Below are 19,145 nucleotides of genomic sequence, written 5' to 3'. Positions count from 1 at the left end.
CCTCGAGGCGCCGGACCCCTCGTCCGCCGCCGCGGCCAGGAACCGGCCCGCCGCCTCGAGGACCGGCTCGGCGAGCGGTGCGGACCGGCTCTCCTCCGACAGCCGGCCGTGGGTGTAGATCGCCCGCGTCACCGGCTCGCGGCCGGCCGGCCGTTCCAGGCGCTTCCAGGTGGCCGGCGTCGGCTGGCAGACGTACATGTCGGCGCGGGCGCCGACCGCCTCCGCGCCGTCGTAGGTGTGGAACGCCGGCCAGATCGCCTCGAAGACGAGGCCCTGGTCGAGCAGCGCCCGCTGCACCTTGCCGCCGAGCGCGGGCGTGCGCTCGCTGTACCCGTAGGCGACGAGGACCCGCCCACGTTCCCGGTCGGCGAGGGCCTGCGCGCCGCGGGCGGCGAACAACGCCACCCCGGCCGCGGTGTACGGCGGGTCGGTGAAGGCGAGGTCAGCGGACGCGGCCACCGACGGCGGCAGCCCGAAGCGCAGATCCGCGTACCGGCAGCGCACCCGCACGCCGAGCCGGGCGGCCGCGCCGTCGAGGTATTCCAGCAGCTCCTCGTCGATGTCGACCACCGTGACCGACGGTCCGCCGCCCCGGACCGCCCGCCCGGCGGAGCCCGTCCCGTCGCCGCCCCTCGCACCCGCGGCAGCCGCGTCAGCCGCCGTGCCCGCGCCCGCCGTCCCCGTGGCGAACAGGGCGACGGCCAGCGACGTCAGGTCGTGGTCGCCGACGCACAGCAGGTGGGCGCCGCGCAGGTCGTAGTGCGTCCACAGCCACACCGCCCGGCGCACGACCGTCGCCGCGGTGGCGGGTACATGGTCCAGCTCGGCGCGGGGGCGTGGAGCCGCGGCGATCAGCTCGTGCATGGTCGTCGTCAGCGCGCCGCGGCGGCCGATCTCGGCGGCCAGCGGGTCGATCGACGTCGCCGTCCGCAGCTCCGCATAGTCGATCATGTCCCGGTATCGGTCGACGGTGCCCGCGCGCAGCACCAGCCGCCCGTCGGCGGCGGGGCGAAGATCGTCACCGAGGCTCGCCAGGATCTCCTCGACCGAGCGGCGCGGCAGGCCCGAGTCCTGCACCAGCGCGCGCAGCGTGTGAGGCCGCTCGGTCAGGGCCGCCACCACGCGGCGCGGGGCCCGCGCGTGCACCCGGTAGCCGTGTAGCAGCGTCGCGAGGGACTCGTCCGGCGCGGGCGCGGTGCGGGAATCGGTCATCGCACCAGCCTGACATCCCACGCCGCGCGGTGATTTCCCGGTCCTCGCGGCGCCAGTTACCCTCGTAGCGTGCTGAGAAGGCTGGATCTGCGAGGTGCGACGCCCGCCGCGGCGGAGGTCCGGCGGCTGCTGCCGCGTGCTCCGATCGACGTGGACGTCGCCGTCGACGCGGTCCGCCCGGTCTGCGACGACGTGCGCGCCCGAGGCGACGCCGCTGTCCTCGACGCGGCCGAGCGGTTCGACGGCGTGCGGCCCCCCGCCCTGCGGGTACCCCCGGCCGCGCTGGCCGCGGCGGCCGAGGCCCTCGACCCGGCGGTGCGCGACGCGCTGGCCGAGGCGATCCGCCGCGCCCGGCTGGTGCACCGCGCCCAGCTGCGCGAGCCGGTGACGATCGAGGTCGCCCCGGGGCTGACGGTGACGGAGCGCTGGGTGCCCGTCGAGCGTGTCGGGCTGTACGTGCCGGGCGGGCGGGTCGCCTACCCGAGCAGCGTCGTGATGAACGTGGTCGCCGCGCAGGAGGCCGGCGTCGCGTCGCTCGCCGTGTTCTCCCCGCCGCAGCGTGACAACGGCGGCCTGCCGCACCCGGTCGTGCTCGGCGCGTGCGCGCTGCTCGGCATCGACGAGGTCTACGCCGCCGGCGGCGCCCAGGCGATCGCGATGGCCGCCCACGGCACGGCGAGCTGCCCGCCGGTCGACGTGATCACCGGCCCTGGCAACGTCTACGTCACCGCGGCCAAGCGGCTGGTGCGCGGCCTCGTCGGCGTCGACGCCGAGGCCGGCCCGACCGAGGTCGCGATCCTCGCCGACCACACCGCCGACGCGTCGTTCGTCGCCGCTGACCTCGTCGCGCAGGCCGAGCACGACCCGATGACCGCCTGCCTGCTCGTCACCACCTCCGTCGAGCTCGCCGACGCGGTCGACATCGAGCTCGGCAAGCAGGTGCCCGCCACCCGCCACCGGGCGCGCGTCGAGGAGGCGCTGGCCGGCCAGGGGGCGATCGCGCTCGTCGCCGACGTCGACGCCGGCCTCGCCGTCGTCGACGCCTGGGCCGCCGAGCACCTGGAGATCCAGACCGCCGACGCCGCCGCGGTGGCCGCCCGGGTGCGTCACGCCGGTGCGGTGTTCGTCGGTGCCCACACTCCGGTCCCGCTCGGCGACTATCTCGCCGGCTCCAACCACGTCCTGCCCACCGGCGGCACGGCGCGCCACTCCGGCGGCCTGTCGGTCGCCTCCTTCCAGCGGCAGGTCCACCTCGTCGAGAGCACGCCGGACGCCCTGCACGCCGTGTCCGGGCGGCTGCGCGCGCTCGCCGGCGCCGAGGACCTCACCGCACACGCCGATGCCGTGGAGGTTCGATTCCGTTGACAGCCCAGGCAACCGGATTCGGCGGCGCCGTAGCCGCACCGGTGGGGGACGACCGGCCCTGGCGGCCGTTGGATCTCGACGGGTTGCCACTGCGGGACAGCCTGCGCGGCCAGTCCCCGTACGGCGCGCCGCAGCTCGACGTGCCCGTCCGACTCAACACCAACGAGAACCCGCACCCGCCGTCCATCGGGCTCGTCGACGCGCTCGGCAAGGCAGCGACGCTCGCTGCCACCGAGGCCAACCGATACCCGGACCGCGGTGCCGACGCGCTGCGCGCCGATCTCGCCTATTACCTGACGCCGGACGCCGGTTTCGGCGTGCACACCGCGCAGGTCTGGGCGGCCAACGGCTCCAACGAGATCCTCCAGCAGCTGTGCCAGGCGTTCGGCGGCCCGGGGCGGGTCGCCGTCGGCTTCGAGCCGTCCTACTCGATGCACCGGCTCATCGCCCTGGCCACCGCCACGGAATGGGTGGCCGAGCGGCGAGCGGCGGACTTCACGCTGTCCGCCGAGGCGGTCGCCCGGGCGATCGAGCGGCACCGCCCGGCGCTGCTGTTCCTGTGTTCGCCGAACAACCCCACCGGCACCGCCCTGCCGCTGGACGTCGTCGTCGCCGCCTGCGAGGCGATGCACGCCGTCGGCAGCGGGATGGTCGTCGTCGACGAGGCGTACGCGGAGTTCCGCCGGGCCGGGGTGCCCAGCGCGCTGACGCTGCTGCCGCAGCACCCGCGGCTGATCGTCACCCGCACGATGAGCAAGGCGTTCGCGCTGGCCGGGGCCCGGGTCGGCTACCTGGCCGCGCACCCGGCGGTCGTCGACGCGCTGCAGCTGGTCCGGCTGCCTTACCACCTGTCGAGCTTCACCCAGGCCGTCGCCCGCACCGCGCTCGCGCACGCCGACGAGCTGCTCGGCACGGTCGAGTCGGTCAAGGCCCAGCGGGACCGGATCGTCCGCGAGCTGCCCGCCCTCGGGCTTCGGCTCGCCCCCAGTGACGCCAACTTCGTGTTCTTCGGCGTCTTCGGTGACCAGCAGGCTGTCTGGCGGGCGCTGCTGGACGCCGGGGTGCTGGTGCGCGACGTCGGCATCGACGGCTGGCTACGGGTCACCGCCGGCCTGCCCGGCGAGATCGACGCGTTCCTCGCCGCGCTCACCCGCGTGCTGGCCGGCGCCGACGTCGACGCGGACGGCCGCGTCACACTCGCCACCCGCTGATCTCCGTCCGAACCGGTCCCGTCCGAGAGGTCCGAGTAACCCCGATGGCCCGCACTGCCCGTATCGCCCGCAAGACGCTGGAGTCCGACGTCCTGATCGAGCTGGACCTGGACGGGACGGGGGTGGCGAGCTCCGACACCGGTGTGCCGTTCTTCGACCACATGATGTCCCAGCTCGGCAAGCACGGTGGCTTCGACCTCACCGTGCGGACCCGCGGTGACCTGCACATCGATGCCCACCACACGGTCGAGGACACTTCGATCGCGTTCGGGACCGCGCTGCGCGAGGCGCTCGGGGACAAGGCCGGCATCCGCCGTTTCGGCGACGCCACCGTGCCGCTGGACGAGGCGCTCGTGCAGGCCGCCGTCGACCTGTCCGGCCGGCCGTACTGCGTGCACGTCGAACCCGACCTCGTCGGGATGATCGGCACCTACGACACGACGCTGACCCGCCACATCTTCGAGTCGATCACCGCCTCGGCGCGGATCGCGCTGCACGTGCGGGTGCTGTCCGGGCGCAACGCCCACCACGTCGTCGAAGCCCAGTTCAAGGCGGTCGCCCGGGCCATGCGCGACGCGGTGGCCCTCGACGCGCGCGTCGCCGGCGTGCCCTCGACCAAGGGCGTGCTGTGAGCGGGGCCGCCGGCCGGCGGGTGGTGGTGCTCGACTACGGGTCGGGCAACCTGCGCTCGGCGCAGCGGGCGCTGGCCCGGGTCGGCGCGGACGTCACGGTCACCGCCGACCTGGACGCGGCCCGCGCCGCCGACGGGCTGGTCGTGCCCGGCGTGGGTGCCTACGCGGCGTGCATGGCCGGCATCGACCAGGTCGGCGCGGGCGCGGTCGTGCGGGAGCGGCTCGCCGCCGGCCGGCCGGTGCTCGGCATCTGCGTGGGCATGCAGGTCCTCTATGAGCTCGGCGAGGAGCACGGGGTGCGCACGATCGGGCTCGGCGTGCTGCCCGGCCAGGTGCGCCGCCTGGCCGCCCCGATCCTGCCGCACATGGGCTGGAACACGGTTCGCCCACCCGCCGGCTCCGCGCTGTTCGCCGGGCTGCCCGCGGACACCCGCTTCTACTTCGTCCACTCCTACGCGGCGAAGGCCGACGAGGGTGCCGGGGACACGGTCGGCGAGCACGGCGAGCCGTTCGCCGCCGCGGTCGAGCGGGGGCCGCTCGCCGCCACCCAGTTCCACCCGGAGAAGTCCGGCGACGCCGGCGCCCACCTGCTCGCGAACTGGCTCGGTGCCCTGTCCTGACAGCCGCCAGCCGCCAGCCGCCCGTGACCGCCCGCTGTGGCGCGGTCACGAAAGTGCGGGCCCTGGCGGTGGTGGCGGCCGTGACGGGCTCGCCGGCGGCGGTTATACGCAGATGGCCGGCACCCGGCCGCTGGTGAGGGCGTCGGGGACGGGGAAGCCGAGCCGTTCCAGCAGTGTCGCGAGCTTGAGGTCCAGCTCGATGCCGACGATCGTGACGGCGCGGATGCCGTAGCTGCGGAAGTGCGTGCTCGGCTGGTCGACGCTGAACCGGGTGGCCCCCTGCCGGTCGGTGTGGATCGTGACGCGCAGCGGGGCGTGCAACAGCACTCCGGGGTCGTGGCGGAACATCCGCTCGGCGATCACGTGGTTGCCCATCAGGTACTCCACGCAGCGCCCCTCGTCGCCGGCCGCGCGCAGCATCCAGCCGAAGTCGCCGCGCCAGTAGCGCAGGAAGTCGGTGGTCGCGTGCGGCGCGGTGGCGGCGCGCACCTCGTCCCAACTGGGCCGGCCGGCGGCGAGAGCGGCGAAGCGCGTCTCGTCGAGGGTGGGGACCGCCTCCTCGAACCGGCGCACCGTCTCGTCGTAGGACAGGCCGGTCGCCACCGACAGTCGGTGAACTTCGTAACACACGGTGTCGACCGGGCGCGGGACGTGACCGCTGCCGACGGTGGGAGCGGACCGTGGATCTGGGTTGGTCATCTCGCGGGCCTCCCGTCCGGGTGGATGCCGGCGGCATGCCGGGGCGCGCCGCGTCCGGATCGCCGGGATCCCCGTCGTCGGTCGGGTTGAAACCCGGGCCGGACGAGCGGTCCCCGATCCGGTGGCGGATCCTTGGCCTGCGGGAAACCCGTAGGGTGGCGCTCATGGCTCTGACTCTGCTGCCCGCCGTCGATGTGGCCGACGGCAGCGCCGTGCGCCTCGTCCAGGGCGAGGCCGGTTCCGAGACGTCGTACGGCGACCCGCTCGAGGCGGCGCTGACCTGGCAGCGGGACGGCGCCGAGTGGATCCATCTGGTGGACCTCGACGCCGCGTTCGGCCGGGGTTCGAACCGGGAGCTGATCGCCAAGGTCGTGCGCGCGGTGGACGTCGCCGTCGAGCTGTCCGGCGGCATCCGCGACGACGACTCGCTCGACGCCGCGCTCGCCACCGGCGCCACCCGGGTCAACATCGGCACGGCCGCGCTGGAGAACCCCGACTGGGTCCGCCGCGCGATCGACCGGGTGGGGGAGCGGATCGCCGTCGGGCTCGACGTGCGCGGCACCACCCTCGCGGCCCGCGGCTGGACGCAGGAGGGCGGCGAGCTGTTCGACGTGCTGGCCCGCCTCGACGCCGACGGCTGCGCCCGGTACGTCGTCACCGACGTCCGCCGTGACGGCACCCTGACCGGCCCGAACGTCGAGCTGCTGCGCTCGGTGACGGCCGCGACCGACCGCCCGGTGGTGGCCAGCGGCGGCGTGTCGTCGCTGGCGGACCTCACGGCGATCGCCGCCGTGCCCGGCGTCGAGGGCGCGATCGTCGGCAAGGCCCTGTACGCCGGCGCCTTCACCCTGCCCGAGGCCCTCGCCGTCGCCGGCGGGGCGGCGGCCCCGCCGCGGGGGCAGGAGCGTTGACCCTCGCTGTCCGGGTCATTCCCTGTCTCGACGTCGACGGCGGCCGGGTCGTCAAGGGCGTGAACTTCACCGACCTGCGCGACGCGGGCGACCCGGTGGAGATGGCCCGTCTCTATGACGCCGAGGGCGCCGACGAACTGACGTTCCTCGACATCACCGCCTCCAGCGGCGACCGGCGGACCACCTACGACATCGTCGCGCGCACCGCGGAGCAGGTCTTCATCCCGCTCACGGTCGGCGGCGGTGTCCGCTCCGGTGACGACGTCGACCGGCTGCTGCGCGCCGGTGCCGACAAGGTCGGGATCAACACCGCCGCCGTCGCCCGCCCCGAGCTGGTCCGCGAGTGCGCGCACCGCTTCGGCAACCAGTGCATCGTGATCTCGGTCGACGCCCGCCGCTGCCCCGACCCGGACGGGCCCCGCTTCGAGGTGACCACCCACGGCGGACGCAAGGGGACGGGCATCGACGCCGTCGCCTGGACCGCCCGCGTCGTCGAGCTCGGCGCCGGCGAGATCCTGCTCAACTCGATGGACGCCGACGGCACCCGGGACGGCTACGACCTGGAGATGATCACAGCGGTGCGCGCGGAGGTCGACGTGCCCGTGATCGCGAGTGGCGGCGCCGGTGATCTGGCGCACTTCGCGCCGGCGATCGCAGCCGGCGCGGACGCGGTGCTCGCCGCCAGCGTCTTCCACTTCGGCCAGCTGCGCATCGGCGAGGTGAAGGCGGCGCTGCGCGGCGCGGACGTTCCCGTGCGCTGATCCGGCCGGTGCCGACGCCGCGGGCGCCGGCACGGTGACGCGCGGCAGGCACACGGGTTGGTACGGAGGATACGGATGGGTCGGCGGCTGGCGGGTGGCGACCGAGGCCCCGGGGTCCTGGCCCTCGGCTTCGCGAGCCTGTGGCGGGGCGTGCGGGGCGAGCCGCGGATGTTCGCCCTCGCCGCTCTCGGTGGCAGCCTGTTCACACTGACCGGGGTGGCCAGCTCCATCGTCCTCGGGGAGGCCACGGACCGGGTGCTGATCCCGGCCGTCCGCGACGGCCACGCCGACTGGTCGGCCGTCGCGGTGGCGGCCGGGGCGCTCGCGCTCGTCGGACTCGTCCGCGCGCTGGGCATGTTCCTGCGCCGCCTCGCCGGCGGAGCGGTGGTCTTCCGGCTGCAGGCCCACGACCGGCATGCCGTGACCCGCCAGTACCTGCGGCTGCCGCTGTCCTGGCACCAGCGCCACTCCACCGGAACCTTGCTGTCCAACGCCAACGCGGACGTCGAGGCGATCTGGTCGCCGCTCATGCCCCTGCCGTTCGCCCTCGGAGCCCTCGTCATGCTCGGGGCGGCGCTGGTCCTGCTGCTGCTCACCGATCCGGTGCTCGCGCTGATCGGGTTCGTCGTGTTCCCCGCGTTCGGCGCGCTCAACGTCTGGTACGGCCGGCGGGTGTGGCCGCGGTACGCCAGCGCCCAGCGGCTGCGCGGCAAGGTCAGCGCGGTGGCGCACGAGTCGTTCGACGGCGCTCTCGTCGTGAAGTCGCTGGGTCGTGAGGAGGAGGAGACCGTCCGCTTCGCCGAGCAGGCGACCCGGCTGCGCGACGCGATGATCAGCGCCGGGCGGCTGCGCGGCCTTTTCGATCCGCTGGCGGAGGCGCTGCCGAACCTCGGCATCCTGCTTGTCCTGCTGGTCGGCGCGATGCGGATCCGTTCGGGGGCGATGGACGTCGGGCAGCTCGTCCGGGTCGCCTACCTGTTCACCCTGCTCGCCTTCCCGCTGCGTGCCTTCGGCTGGGTGTTCGGCGATCTGCCCCGTGCGGTGGTCGGCTCCCAGCGGGTGGGCTCCGTGACCCGCGCCCGCGGCGAGGACCAGTACGGCGCCCGTGGCCTGTCGACCACCGGCCCCGCGGCACTGCGCCTGGACACGGTCGGCTACGTCTACCCGACCGCCCACCTCCCGTCCGACGACGCTCTCGCCGCCGGCGACGACTCCGCCGCCGATGACTCCGCCGCCGGCGACGCTTTCGCGGCCGAGGGCGCCTCGGCGGCCGGTGGTGGTCCCTCCTGCGCTGGTAACGCCGGCGGGCGGCGCGTGCTGGACGAGGTGAGCTTCGAGGTGGCACCGGGCAGCGTCGTCGCCGTGACCGGCCGCACCGGTGCCGGCAAGTCGACACTGATGGGCCTGCTCGCCCGGCTCGTCGACCCAGGCCACGGCGCCGTGCTGCTCGACGGCGTGGACCTGCGGGAGCTCGCGGCCGGCGAGGTCAGCCGGGCCGTCGCGATCGTGCCGCAGCAGGCGTTCCTGTTCGACGACACTGCCCGGGCGAACATCACCCTCGGCGCGGACGTCACCGATGAGGAGGTCTGGGCCGCACTGCACCGCGCCCAGGCCGCCGGGTTCGTCGCCGCCCTGCCCGATGGCCTCGACACGCGGGTCGGGGAACGCGGGACGACACTGTCGGGCGGCCAGCGGCAGCGGATCTGCCTGGCTCGAGCCCTGCTGCGCAGTCCCCGCCTGCTCGTGCTGGACGACGCGACGGCCAGCGTCGATCCCCGGGTGGAAGCCGAAATCCTGGCCGGCCTGCGGGCCAGCGCCGGCACCTCGACCGTGGTCGTCGTCGCCCAGCGCCGCTCGACGATCGCGCTCGCGGACGAGGTGATCCACCTCGATGGCGGCCGGGTGATCGGGCGTGGTCGACACGAGGACCTGCTTGCCTCCTCGCCGCGGTACGCGGCCCTTCTCACGGCCTACGAGGAGGCCGCCCGCGCCGCCGGCGCGGACCTCGCGCCGGAGACACCCCCCGGGCCACCACCTGGGCCGCATGAGGACCCGCCGGGTGATCCGCGGCCCGAGGAGCGGGTCGCGGAGGCAGCGCCTTGACGTCCTCCATCCCGCACACGCGGCCCGCCCCGTCCGCCCCGTCCACGCGGCCCACCCCGGAGCCGTCACCGGTGCCGCCGCCCTCGGTGGGGCCGCCGTCGCTGGCGTCGACGTTGCGGCGGCTGCGGGCGATCTCGCCGGGGCTGACCCGCGGCCTGCTGGGCACGCTGGCGCTGGCCCTGGTGGCGACCGTGGGCAAGGTCGTCATTCCGGTGGTCGTGCAGCAGATCCTCGACCGCGGCCTGGCGGGCGACACGGTCGATCTCGGCCTGGTCGGTGCTGCCGTCGGGACGGCCGCGGGGGTGATCGTGCTGACCACGGTCGCGACCTACCGGATGAACCTGCGGCTGTACCGGGTGTCGGAGGGCACGCTGGCGACCCTGCGGATCCGCGCGTTCCGCCACATCCACGACCTGTCGGTGCTCAGCCAGTCGGCGCAGCGCCGCGGGTCGCTGACCGGCAGGGTGACCAGCGACGTCGACCAGATGTCGCAGTTCCTCCAGTTCGGTGGCGTGATGCTGCTGGTATCGACCGGGCAGATGCTGCTGGCGACGGTGCTGATGCTCGTCTACTCCTGGCCGCTGACGCTGCTCGTGCAGGCCTTCTACATCCCGATGTTCCTGCTGACCCGGGTGCTGCAGCACCGCCTCGCCCGCCGCTACGCGCTGGTCCGGGAACGGGTCGGGGACCTGCTCGGCGCGGTCGCCGAGGCGGTCGTGGGCGCGCCGGTCGTCCGTGCCTACGGCATCGGCGAGCGCACCGCACGGCGCATCGACGGGTCCATCGACCGCTACCGGTCGGCGCAGACCTCCGCCCAGCGCCTCGTGGCCGGCGTGTTCTCGCTGAGCGAGCTCGTCGCCGCGCTCGCGACGGCCGCGGTCGTCGCCGCCGGGGTCGCGCTGGGCGTCGCCGGCGAGATCAGCACCGGGCGCCTGGTCGCCTTCCTGTTCCTCATGACGCTGTTCGTGATGCCGATCCAGTCGATGACGGAGGTGCTCAACGACGCCGCGAACGCCTTCGCCGGCCTGCGGCGGGTGCTCGACGTCCTCGACCTGCCCACGGACGTGCGAGACCCGGCGCTCGGCCTCGCCGGGCCCGCCGCGGCGAGCGTGGACGGCGAGGCGGGCGCGCGGCCGGGAGCGCCCGCCGGCCGGGACCTGCCCGCCGGCGCCCTGGGCGTGCGGTTCGCCGCCGTCGGGTTCGCCTACCCGCAGGGGCCGCCCGTGCTGCGCGACATCGATCTGGAGATCGCGCCGCGGACCCGGGTCGCCGTGGTCGGTGAGACGGGCTCGGGCAAGACCACGCTGGCGAAGCTGCTGACCCGTCTGATGGACCCGACCAGCGGCGCCGTTTCCGTCGGCGGTGTGCCGCTGCCCGAGGTGAGGTTCGCCTCGCTGCGCTCGCGGGTGCTGCTCGTGCCACAGGACGGCTTCCTGTTCGACCTGACGATCGCGGACAACGTCCGCTACGGCCGTCCGGAGGCCGACGACGCGGACGTAATGACCGCCTTCGAGGCCCTCGGTGTCGCTGACTGGCTGAGCGGGCTGCCCGCGGGCGCACGGACGCGGGTCGGCGAGGGCGGCTCGCGGCTGTCGGCGGGTGAGCGCCAGCTCGTCGCGCTCGCCCGGGCCTGGCTGGCCGACGCGGATCTGCTGGTGCTCGACGAGGCGACCTCGGCGGTGGACCCGCAGACCGAGGTGCGCCTCGCCACCGCGCTCGCCGAGCTGACCCGCGGCCGCACCTCGGTGACCATCGCCCACCGCCTGTCCACGGCCGAGGCCGCCGACGAGGTCGTGGTCGTCGACGCCGGACGGATCGCGCAGCGCGGTCACCACCGCGACCTCGTCGCACGGCCCGGCGTGTACCAGCGCCTGCACCGGTCGTGGGCGGCGGGCATCGGGTCGGCCGCGGGTGGCGCCGACCGCCTCGCCGTCCCGGCACCGGCCGGGCCCGCGGACGCCGACCCGGCCGGGCCGGCGGGGCGGGCCTGGCGGAGAGCAGAATGAAGCCGTGACCGATCGTCCCAGCAGCGCTCTGGATCCCGCCATCGCCGCCCGCGTGCGCCGTGACGGCGCGGGGTTGTTCCCGGCCATCACCCAGCAGCACGACACCGGAGAGGTGCTGATGCTCGGGTGGATGGACGACGAGGCGCTGCACCGGACGCTGACGACCGGCCGGGCCACGTACTGGAGCCGCAGCCGCCGCGAGTACTGGGTCAAGGGAGACACGTCCGGCCACCAGCAGTGGGTGCGCTCGGTAGCGCTCGACTGCGACGGCGACGCCGTCCTGCTCCGGGTCGACCAGATCGGTCCGGCCTGCCACACCGGCACCCGGACCTGCTTCGACGCCGATCCGCTGCCGGCCCGCGTGGGTAACCCGCCCGCCACGGCACAGGCGGGCACCGACCGATGACAACCGGGCGCATCGTCCCCGACCGGGCCGGATTCCACGCCGCCGCTGCGGCCCATCCGGTCGTCGCCGTCACCCGCCGCCTGCTCGCCGACGGGGAGACCCCGGTCGGGATCTACCGCAAGCTTGCCGGTGGCCCGGGAACGTTCCTGCTGGAGTCCGCCGAGCACGGCGGCGAGTGGTCGCGCTACTCGTTCGTGGGCGTGCGGGCGGCGGCAACCCTGACCGAGCGCGACGGGCAGGCGGTCTGGGTGGATGGCACCCCTCCGCCGGGCGTGCCGACCGACGGCGATCCGCTGGACATCCTGCGCGCGGTGGAACGCCACCTGCGCGCGGCGAACGGCCCCGACGTCCCGCCGCTGATGGGCGGCCTCGTCGGCTACCTGAGCTACGACATCGTGCGCCGCATCGAGCGGCTGCCCTCGCACGCCGTCGACGACCTCCACCTGCCCGAGCTGCGGATGCTCCTGGCCACCGACCTGGCAGTCCTCGACCATCGGGACGGCTCCTGCCTGCTGGTGGCCAACGCGTTCACCGGCCGCGAGGCGGCCCGCGACGGCGGTGCCACCGCGGTCGCCGGCGCGGCGGACCTGGACGCGCTGTACGACGACGCGGTGGCCCGCCTCGACGCGATGACCAGCGACCTGGCCAAGTGGAGCGAGCCGACGGTGGCGACCACGACGGGCGCGGTCACCGGCGTCGGGGAGTTCGTCTCCGCCACGCCGCCGGGGGAGTACCACTCCGCCGTCGGGCGGGCGATCGAGGAGATCCGGGCCGGGGAGTGCTTCCAGATCGTGGTCTCCCAGCGGTTCGAGCGGGCCACCGCCGCCGATCCGCTGGACGTCTACCGGGTGCTGCGGACCACCAACCCGAGCCCGTACATGTACCTGCTGCGGTTCGGCGACCACGATGTGGTCGGCTCCTCGCCGGAGGCGCACGTCAAGGTCACGGGCCGGCGCGCCCTGCTGCATCCCATCGCGGGCAGCCGCCCGCGGGGGACGACGCCGGAGCAGGACGCCGAGCTCGCGGCGCAGCTGCTGGCCGATCCGAAGGAACGGTCCGAGCACGTGATGCTCGTCGACCTGGTCCGCAATGATCTCGGGCGGGTCTGTGTGCCCGGTTCGGTGCGGGTCGTCGAGTTCGCCGCTGTCGAGCGGTACTCGCACATCATGCATATCGTCTCCACGGTGATCGGTGAGGTGGCGCCGGAACGCAGCGCCGTGGACGTGCTGACCGCGACGTTCCCGGCGGGCACGCTGTCCGGGGCGCCGAAGGTCCGCGCGATGGAGGTCATCGACGAGCTGGAGCCGACCCGCCGTGGCGTGTACGGCGGCGTGGTCGGCTATCTGGACTTCGGTGGCGACCTGGATACCGCGATCGCGATCCGCACCGCCGTGCTGCGCGACGGCATGGCCTACGTGCAGGCCGGCGCCGGGATCGTCGCCGACTCCGATCCGGCCACCGAGGACCTGGAGAGCCGCACGAAGGCGGCAGCGGTCCTGCGCGCGATCGAGGTCGCCGAGTCGCTGCGGCCGCCGGCATGACCCCCGACGGCCGGCCGCCCACCAGCCCGACCGGCACCCGCCACGCTGATCCCGCCGGGCGCCCGCCGACCTCCGCCGACCGGCAGGGATCGCAGGCCGACCGGCAGGGGCGGCGGGAGCGGGGTCTCGCCGTGCTCGGCTGCCTGCTCGGGTCGGGCCTGGTCCTGGCCTGCGGCGGGGCGACCTGGGTCTCCGCACGGATCGGTGCCCCGCACTCCGGCCAGGACGGCTCCGCCGTGGCGGCGCCGCTCGCCGTCCACTGGACCGGTAACCGACTCGCCTCGGCCGCGACCGCCCTCGCCCTGCTGGGGCTCGCCGCCGTCGTCGCGATCGTCGCGACCCGCCGCATCGGGCGTACCGTCGTCGGCCTGCTCGCCGCCGCCGCGGGGATAGGCGTCGTCTACGTGACCGCCCGGATCGGGCTCGATCCGCTGCCGGCCCTGCGGCGCACCGACGAGGTCCGCCCGTTCGCCGTCGGCGGCCAGGCGTCCATCACCGACATCCATCGCACGGCCGGGCCGTGGCTGGCCATGCTCGGTGGCGTGCTGCTCACCGCCGCCGGCGCGCTCGCCGCCGCGCGCGGCCGCCGCTGGCCGGTGATGTCCGGCCGCTACCAGGCCCGCGATGCCAGGCCGGTCGACGCCTGGGACGCGATCGAGCGGGGCCACGACCCCACCTGATCACCGGGGCCCACCGCGCCGGCCGGCCCCCCGCCCCCCACTACGGCTCGCCGGCCCGGACGAGACCGGGCGCAGGCCACCGCCCGGTCGGTTCGACCCGGCCGGGCGCGGGGCCGGCGCGGGAGGCAGGACAGGCAGGCCAGGCAGATCCGGCGCGGCCGCGAGCGCCGCCAGCGCGCCGCGCTGGCGATCCAGGTCGGCCTCCAGCAGGCTCATCAGTGTGTCCATCCGGGCCAGGCGGCGGCGTAGCCCTTCGAGCGGATCGGCCCGCTCGTCGGCGGCGCCGGGCGGCGCACATCCCGACAGCGACGGCAAGGAGGTGGGGCGAGTGTCCATCGGAACTCCCTCGATCTCGAACGCGTGTTCGACTATAGGGGATCGCGGGCGGGTTCGGCCAGCGCGCCGCGCCAGCCGGCGCGGCGAGTGGCGCGGCGGGCGGATCCGCCCGGGCGTGGCGGCCGGTCCCGCGGATGAGGGTGGCTGGTCGCGGGTGGTAGCAAGGCGCGGGTGCCTCGGGCCCGCCATGGCGCACTGGCCTACCATCGGCGGCATGACCGCGACAGCCGCGAGCGCGGGTCGATGAGCGTTCTCGCCGAGATCCTCGACGGGGTGCGCGCCGATCTGGCCGCGCGTGAACAGCAGACCTCCCTCGCAGACCTCAAGCAGCGCGTGGAGCGCGTCCCCGACCCCAGGGACGCCCTCGCCGTCCTGCGTGACTCCCCGGTGTCGGTGATCGCCGAGGTCAAGCGCCGCTCCCCGTCCAAGGGCAGCCTCGCGGCCATCGCCGATCCGGCCGCCCTGGCCCTCGACTACGAGGCCGGTGGCGCCGCGGCGATCAGTGTGCTGACGGAGGGCCGCCGGTTCGGCGGCTCGCTCGCCGATCTCGACGCCGTGCGGCGGGCGGTGGACGTCCCCCTGCTCCGCAAGGACTTCGTCGTCTCGCCCTACCAGGTCTTCGAGGCTCGCGCGCACGGCGCCGACATCGTGCTGCTCATCGTCGCCGCGCTCGACCAGCCCCGGCTGGTCGGCCTGCGCGAGCGGATCGAGTCGCTGGGGATGACCGCGCTGGTCGAGGTCCACGACGAGGCCGAGCTGGTCCGGGCGCTGGACGCCGACGCCCGGCTGATCGGCGTGAACGCACGCGACCTGCGCACCCTGGAGGTCGATCGGGGCACCTTCGCCCGGCTGGCCCCGATGATCCCGGCGGGTGTGCTCTCGGTCGCCGAGTCCGGCGTACGCGGGCCGCACGACCTGCTCGCCTACGCGGCGGCCGGGGCGGACGCGGTGCTGGTCGGCGAGGCCGCGGTGACCGGTGATCCCCGCCAGACCGTCGCGGACCTGGTGGCCGCGGGGGCGCATCCGGCGGCCCGGGTCGGACGCTGACACCCGGCGCCGGTGTCCACAGCCGGTGCGGTGTCCACAGCCGGTGCCGGCGTCGGCGTCCCGCCGGTCCGGACCGATACAGTCAGGACCGTGTCCAGTCGAACCGCTGCTCCGTCAGCCTCTCCCGCCGCGGCCTCGTCCGATCCGACCGAGGTCGGCACCGGTCGTCCGGGCGTGGGGGACTGGCAGGCGTTCCCTGACGCGTCCGGGCATTTCGGGCGCTTCGGTGGACGGTTCGTGCCCGAGGCGCTCATGGCGGCGCTCGACGAGCTGACCGAGTCCTACGACCGGGCCCGCACGGACGAGGCGTTCACCGCCGAGCTCGACGATCTGCTCGCCACCTACGCCGGGCGGCCCACGCCGCTCACCGACGCGCGCCGGCTCACCGAGCGGATCGGCGGCGCCCGCATCCTGCTCAAGCGCGAGGACCTGGCGCACACCGGTTCACACAAGATCAACAACGTGCTCGGTCAGTGCCTGCTGACCCGCCGGATGGGCAAGTCCCGGGTCATCGCAGAGACCGGCGCCGGCCAGCACGGGGTGGCCACGGCCACCGCCTGCGCGCTGCTGGGCCTCGAGTGCGTCGTCTACATGGGCGAGGAGGACACCCGTCGGCAGGCGCTCAACGTCGCCCGGATGCGCCTGCTCGGCGCGGAGGTCATCCCCGTCACCTCCGGCAGCCGCACCCTCAAGGACGCCATCAACGAGGCGCTGCGCGACTGGGTCGCGACCGTCGACCGGACCCACTACTGCATCGGCTCGGTCATGGGGCCGCATCCCTTCCCGATGATGGTGCGCGACTTCCAGCGCGTGATCGGCGTGGAGGCCCGCGCTCAGGTCCTCGAGCGCATCGGGCGCCTGCCCGACGCTGTCGTCGCCTGCGTCGGCGGGGGATCCAACGCGATGGGCATCTTCCACCCGTTCATCCCCGACGACGGCGTCGCGCTGATCGGCTGCGAGGCGGGCGGGGACGGCGTCGCCACCGGGCGGCACGCGGCGGCGATCGCCGGCGGCTCGGCGGGCGTCCTGCACGGCATGCGGACCTACCTGCTGCAGGACGACGACGGCCAGACGCAGGTGTCCCACTCGATCTCCGCCGGGCTGGACTATCCCGGCATCGGTCCCGAGCACTCCCTGCTGCACGAGACCGGGCGGGCCAGCTACCGCGTGGTCGACGACGCCGCCGCCATGGAGGCGCTCGCGCTCGTCGCCCGCACCGAGGGCATCCTCGTGGCGATCGAGAGCGCGCACGCCTTCGCCGGCGCCTTCGGGGTGGCCCGCGAGCTCGGCCCGGAGGCGACGGTCCTGGTCAACTGCTCGGGCCGCGGCGACAAGGACGTCGACACCGCCGCTCGCTGGTTCGACCTGCTCGATCCGGAGGCCGGTGGCGAGCCCGCCCCCGGCGAGGACGCGCCCGCGCGCGGCTGACCGAGCTCATCCACCCCGGCCCCCGCGGGCCCGACGGAGAACGGACGCACGATGCACAGCCGGTTGGACGCGTGTTTCGCGGCGGCCCGCGAGGAGGGCCGGTCGCTGCTGGTCGGCTACCTGCCGGCCGGGTATCCCACGGTCGACGGCGCGATCGCCGCAATGCGGGCGATGGTCGAGGCCGGCGTCGACGTGGTGGAGGTCGGCCTGCCCTACTCCGACCCGACGATGGACGGGCCGGTCATCCAGGATGCCGCCGACGCGGCGCTGCGCGGCGGGGTGACGACCCGGGACGTGCTGCGCACCGTCGAGGCCGTCGCCACGACCGGCGCTCCGACCGTCGTCATGACCTACTGGAACCCGATCGACCGCTACGGCCCGGCCCGCTTCGCCGTCGACCTCGCCGCCGCCGGCGGGGCCGGAACGATCACCCCCGATCTGCCGCCCGAGGAGGCGGGCCCCTGGCTCGCCGCCAGCGCCGAGCACGGCCTGGACTCGGTGTTCCTGGTGGCCCCGAGTTCGTCGGACGAGCGGATCCGGCGGGTCGCCGGTATCGCCCGCGGGTTCGTCTACGCGGCCTCGCTGATGGGCGTAACCGGGGCGCGCGCCGAGGTCGGGGAACAGGCCGCGAGCCTGGTCGAGCGGGTCCGCGCGGCGACGACACTGCCGGTGGCGGTGGGTCTCGGGGTCAGCACGGCGGCCCAGGCCGCCCAGGTCGCGGGATTCGCCGACGGCGTCATCGTCGGCTCCGCGCTGGTGCGGGTGCTGCTGGACGCCGAACGCCGCGGCCTCGGTGAGGCCGCCGCTCTGGACGGCATCCGGGCCCTGGCCGCCGACCTGGCGGCGGGGGTGCGCGCGGCCGTGCCCGCGTCCGCCTGACAACCGTTCGCCACGTCCCGATCGCCGTCGACCCCAGGCGCCGAGATAGCCTGACCACCGTGGTAGTCGCCGCCATCCCCAGTCCGTCCCGCGGTGTGGTGCATCTCGGGCCGGTGCCGCTGCGCGCCTACGCCCTGATGATCATTATCGGGATCGTGGTCGCCATCGTGGTCACCGGCCGCCGGCTGCGCGCCCGCGGCCTGGAGCCCGAGATCGCCAGCGAGATCGCCTTCTGGGCGGTTCCCTTCGGGATCGTCGGGGCCCGCATCTACCACGTCCTCAGCACGCCGGACCCCTACTTCGGCGCCAACGGGCACGTGGGCGACGTGGTGAAGATCTGGAACGGCGGCCTCGGCATCTGGGGCGCGATCGCCGGCGGCGCCCTCGGCGCGTGGATCGCCGCCCGCCGCCTCGGGATCAGCCTCGCCCTGTTCGCCGACGCGGCCGCGCCCGGCATCGTCCTGGCCCAGGCCATCGGCCGCTGGGGGAACTGGTTCAACCAGGAGCTGTACGGTCGGCCCACCACGCTGCCCTGGGCGTTGCACATCGACACGGCCCATCGGGTCTATCCCGACATCGCCACATACCACCCGACGTTTCTCTACGAATTCCTCTGGAACCTCGCCGTCGCCGGGATCCTGTTCTATGTGGACCGGCGTCACCGCCTCGGCCGCGGGCGCCTGTTCGCCCTGTACGTGGCCCTGTACACGTTCGGCCGGCTGTGGATCGAGTTGCTGCGCATCGACACGGCCGATCACGTGCTCGGCCTGCGGGTGAACGTCTGGACGTCGATGCTGGTCTGCGTCGCGGCGGTCGTCGCGCTGGTGGTCAACCGCAGCCCCGTCGACCAGGACGTCTCCGCGGCGGAGCAGCGGGAGCTCGGCCTCGCGGGCAGGGGCGCCCGCCGCCCCGCCGGCACGTCCAGCGGGTCCACGGGCGCAGGCGAGGGCGAGACCGTGGGGGATGGTTCGCCGGCGGACGACGGCGCGCCCACCGACGACGCCACGGACGGCACGTCGAGCCAGGCTGACGCGCCAGGCCAGGCGGATGCGCCACGTCAGACGAATGCGTCGAGCGAGGCGAACGCGTCGAGCACCGGGACGCGATGAACGCGGGGTGACGTCTCGGCGGCGATGCCATTACCGGGCCGCTCGGGGGGATGCCGGGAAATGTGACGTTATACGGCTGTGATCTCCGGGACATATATGATCAAGGCGTATCGCCGCTACGCGTGGCACACTCGACGGGAGGCATACAGCCGCTGGGCCAGCGTCGTCATGCCATGATCCACCCTCGGACAGCGTCGTC

The 19,145-nt window shown here is 74.7% G+C and carries 18 protein-coding genes; 15 read left to right on the top strand and 3 right to left on the bottom strand.

All coding sequences use genetic code 11. The features are described from left to right. Positions 1-1,212, bottom strand: a 1,212-nt coding sequence (locus C1A33_RS13985; protein ID WP_115537950.1) for a bis-aminopropyl spermidine synthase family protein, incomplete at its 3' end; no start/stop codon positions are given. A 69-nt stretch (positions 1,213-1,281) separates the two neighbouring features. On the opposite strand from C1A33_RS13985, the gene hisD reads away from it, so the two are divergent. From hisD to hisH, 4 genes are read left to right on the top strand one after another with little or no spacing between them, the layout of a single operon-like run. Continuing rightward, positions 1,282-2,577 (top strand): histidinol dehydrogenase, encoded by a 1,296-nt coding sequence (gene hisD, locus C1A33_RS13980; RefSeq protein ID WP_101831948.1) that lies wholly within the window; start codon positions 1,282-1,284, stop codon positions 2,575-2,577. Further along, entirely contained in the window at positions 2,574-3,788 is a 1,215-nt protein-coding gene (locus tag C1A33_RS13975; RefSeq protein WP_423748073.1) for a histidinol-phosphate transaminase, read from the top strand. The genes hisD and C1A33_RS13975 overlap by 4 nt, the downstream gene beginning before the upstream one ends. 44 nt (positions 3,789-3,832) lie before the next feature. Next, complete coding sequence (gene hisB, locus C1A33_RS13970) at positions 3,833-4,420, top strand: imidazoleglycerol-phosphate dehydratase HisB (protein ID WP_101831946.1); 588 nt, start codon at positions 3,833-3,835, stop codon at positions 4,418-4,420. Then, a complete protein-coding gene (gene hisH / locus C1A33_RS13965; protein WP_101831945.1) occupies positions 4,417-5,040 on the top strand; it encodes an imidazole glycerol phosphate synthase subunit HisH in 624 nt (207 codons plus the stop codon). Before hisB ends, hisH begins: the two co-directional genes overlap by 4 nt. Before the next feature lie 102 nt (positions 5,041-5,142). Here the strand turns inward: hisH and C1A33_RS13960 are convergent, their stop codons facing one another. Then, complete coding sequence (locus tag C1A33_RS13960) at positions 5,143-5,739, bottom strand: DUF302 domain-containing protein (RefSeq protein ID WP_101831944.1); 597 nt, start codon at positions 5,737-5,739, stop codon at positions 5,143-5,145. A gap of 164 nt (positions 5,740-5,903) precedes the next feature. On the opposite strand from C1A33_RS13960, the gene priA reads away from it, so the two are divergent. The 7 genes from priA (at position 5,904) to C1A33_RS13925 (ending at position 14,147) form a co-directional block, all read left to right on the top strand. Further along, the gene (priA, locus tag C1A33_RS13955) at positions 5,904-6,650 is read left to right on the top strand and encodes a bifunctional 1-(5-phosphoribosyl)-5-((5-phosphoribosylamino)methylideneamino)imidazole-4-carboxamide isomerase/phosphoribosylanthranilate isomerase PriA (RefSeq protein WP_101831956.1); all 747 of its coding nucleotides are present in this window, start codon (positions 5,904-5,906) and stop codon (positions 6,648-6,650) included. Continuing rightward, positions 6,647-7,411, top strand: a complete 765-nt coding sequence (gene hisF, locus C1A33_RS13950) for an imidazole glycerol phosphate synthase subunit HisF (RefSeq protein WP_101831943.1) — start codon at positions 6,647-6,649, stop codon at positions 7,409-7,411. The genes priA and hisF overlap by 4 nt, the downstream gene beginning before the upstream one ends. Positions 7,412-7,486: 75 nt before the next feature. Further along, positions 7,487-9,514, top strand: coding sequence for an ABC transporter ATP-binding protein (locus C1A33_RS13945; RefSeq protein WP_101831942.1), 2,028 nt, complete (start codon positions 7,487-7,489; stop codon positions 9,512-9,514). Further along, positions 9,511-11,520, top strand: coding sequence for an ABC transporter ATP-binding protein (locus C1A33_RS13940; protein ID WP_423748072.1), 2,010 nt, complete (start codon positions 9,511-9,513; stop codon positions 11,518-11,520). Before C1A33_RS13945 ends, C1A33_RS13940 begins: the two co-directional genes overlap by 4 nt. Positions 11,521-11,524: 4 nt before the next feature. Beyond that, on the top strand, positions 11,525-11,926 hold the full coding sequence (hisI, locus tag C1A33_RS13935) for a phosphoribosyl-AMP cyclohydrolase (protein WP_101831941.1): 402 nt from the start codon (positions 11,525-11,527) through the stop codon (positions 11,924-11,926). Next, positions 11,923-13,467, top strand: coding sequence for an anthranilate synthase component I (locus C1A33_RS13930; RefSeq protein ID WP_101831940.1), 1,545 nt, complete (start codon positions 11,923-11,925; stop codon positions 13,465-13,467). The genes hisI and C1A33_RS13930 overlap by 4 nt, the downstream gene beginning before the upstream one ends. After that, positions 13,464-14,147 (top strand): Trp biosynthesis-associated membrane protein, encoded by a 684-nt coding sequence (locus tag C1A33_RS13925; protein ID WP_101831939.1) that lies wholly within the window; start codon positions 13,464-13,466, stop codon positions 14,145-14,147. Before C1A33_RS13930 ends, C1A33_RS13925 begins: the two co-directional genes overlap by 4 nt. Here the strand turns inward: C1A33_RS13925 and C1A33_RS13920 are convergent, their stop codons facing one another. Continuing rightward, entirely contained in the window at positions 14,148-14,483 is a 336-nt protein-coding gene (locus C1A33_RS13920; RefSeq protein ID WP_101831938.1) for a hypothetical protein, read from the bottom strand. It abuts the gene before it with no gap. 243 nt (positions 14,484-14,726) lie between these two features. On the opposite strand from C1A33_RS13920, the gene trpC reads away from it, so the two are divergent. The 4 genes from trpC to lgt all read left to right on the top strand — a co-directional run bounded on the left by trpC (position 14,727) and on the right by lgt (position 18,946). After that, the gene (gene trpC / locus C1A33_RS13915; RefSeq protein WP_101831954.1) at positions 14,727-15,530 is read left to right on the top strand and encodes an indole-3-glycerol phosphate synthase TrpC; all 804 of its coding nucleotides are present in this window, start codon (positions 14,727-14,729) and stop codon (positions 15,528-15,530) included. A 90-nt stretch (positions 15,531-15,620) separates the two neighbouring features. After that, positions 15,621-16,958, top strand: coding sequence for a tryptophan synthase subunit beta (gene trpB, locus C1A33_RS13910; protein ID WP_101831937.1), 1,338 nt, complete (start codon positions 15,621-15,623; stop codon positions 16,956-16,958). A 51-nt stretch (positions 16,959-17,009) separates the two neighbouring features. Further along, entirely contained in the window at positions 17,010-17,837 is an 828-nt protein-coding gene (gene trpA, locus C1A33_RS13905; protein ID WP_101831936.1) for a tryptophan synthase subunit alpha, read from the top strand. A 59-nt stretch (positions 17,838-17,896) separates the two neighbouring features. After that, positions 17,897-18,946, top strand: a complete 1,050-nt coding sequence (gene lgt, locus C1A33_RS13900; RefSeq protein WP_101831935.1) for a prolipoprotein diacylglyceryl transferase — start codon at positions 17,897-17,899, stop codon at positions 18,944-18,946. The last annotated feature ends 199 nt before the right edge of the window (positions 18,947-19,145 follow it).

The sequence above is a fragment of the Frankia canadensis genome, from assembly GCF_900197875.1.
GTDB lineage: Bacteria > Actinomycetota > Actinomycetes > Frankiales > Frankiaceae > Frankia > Frankia canadensis.
The sequence above is the reverse complement of the archived record's forward strand: the minus strand, read 5'-3'. Positions and strand labels throughout refer to the sequence as shown.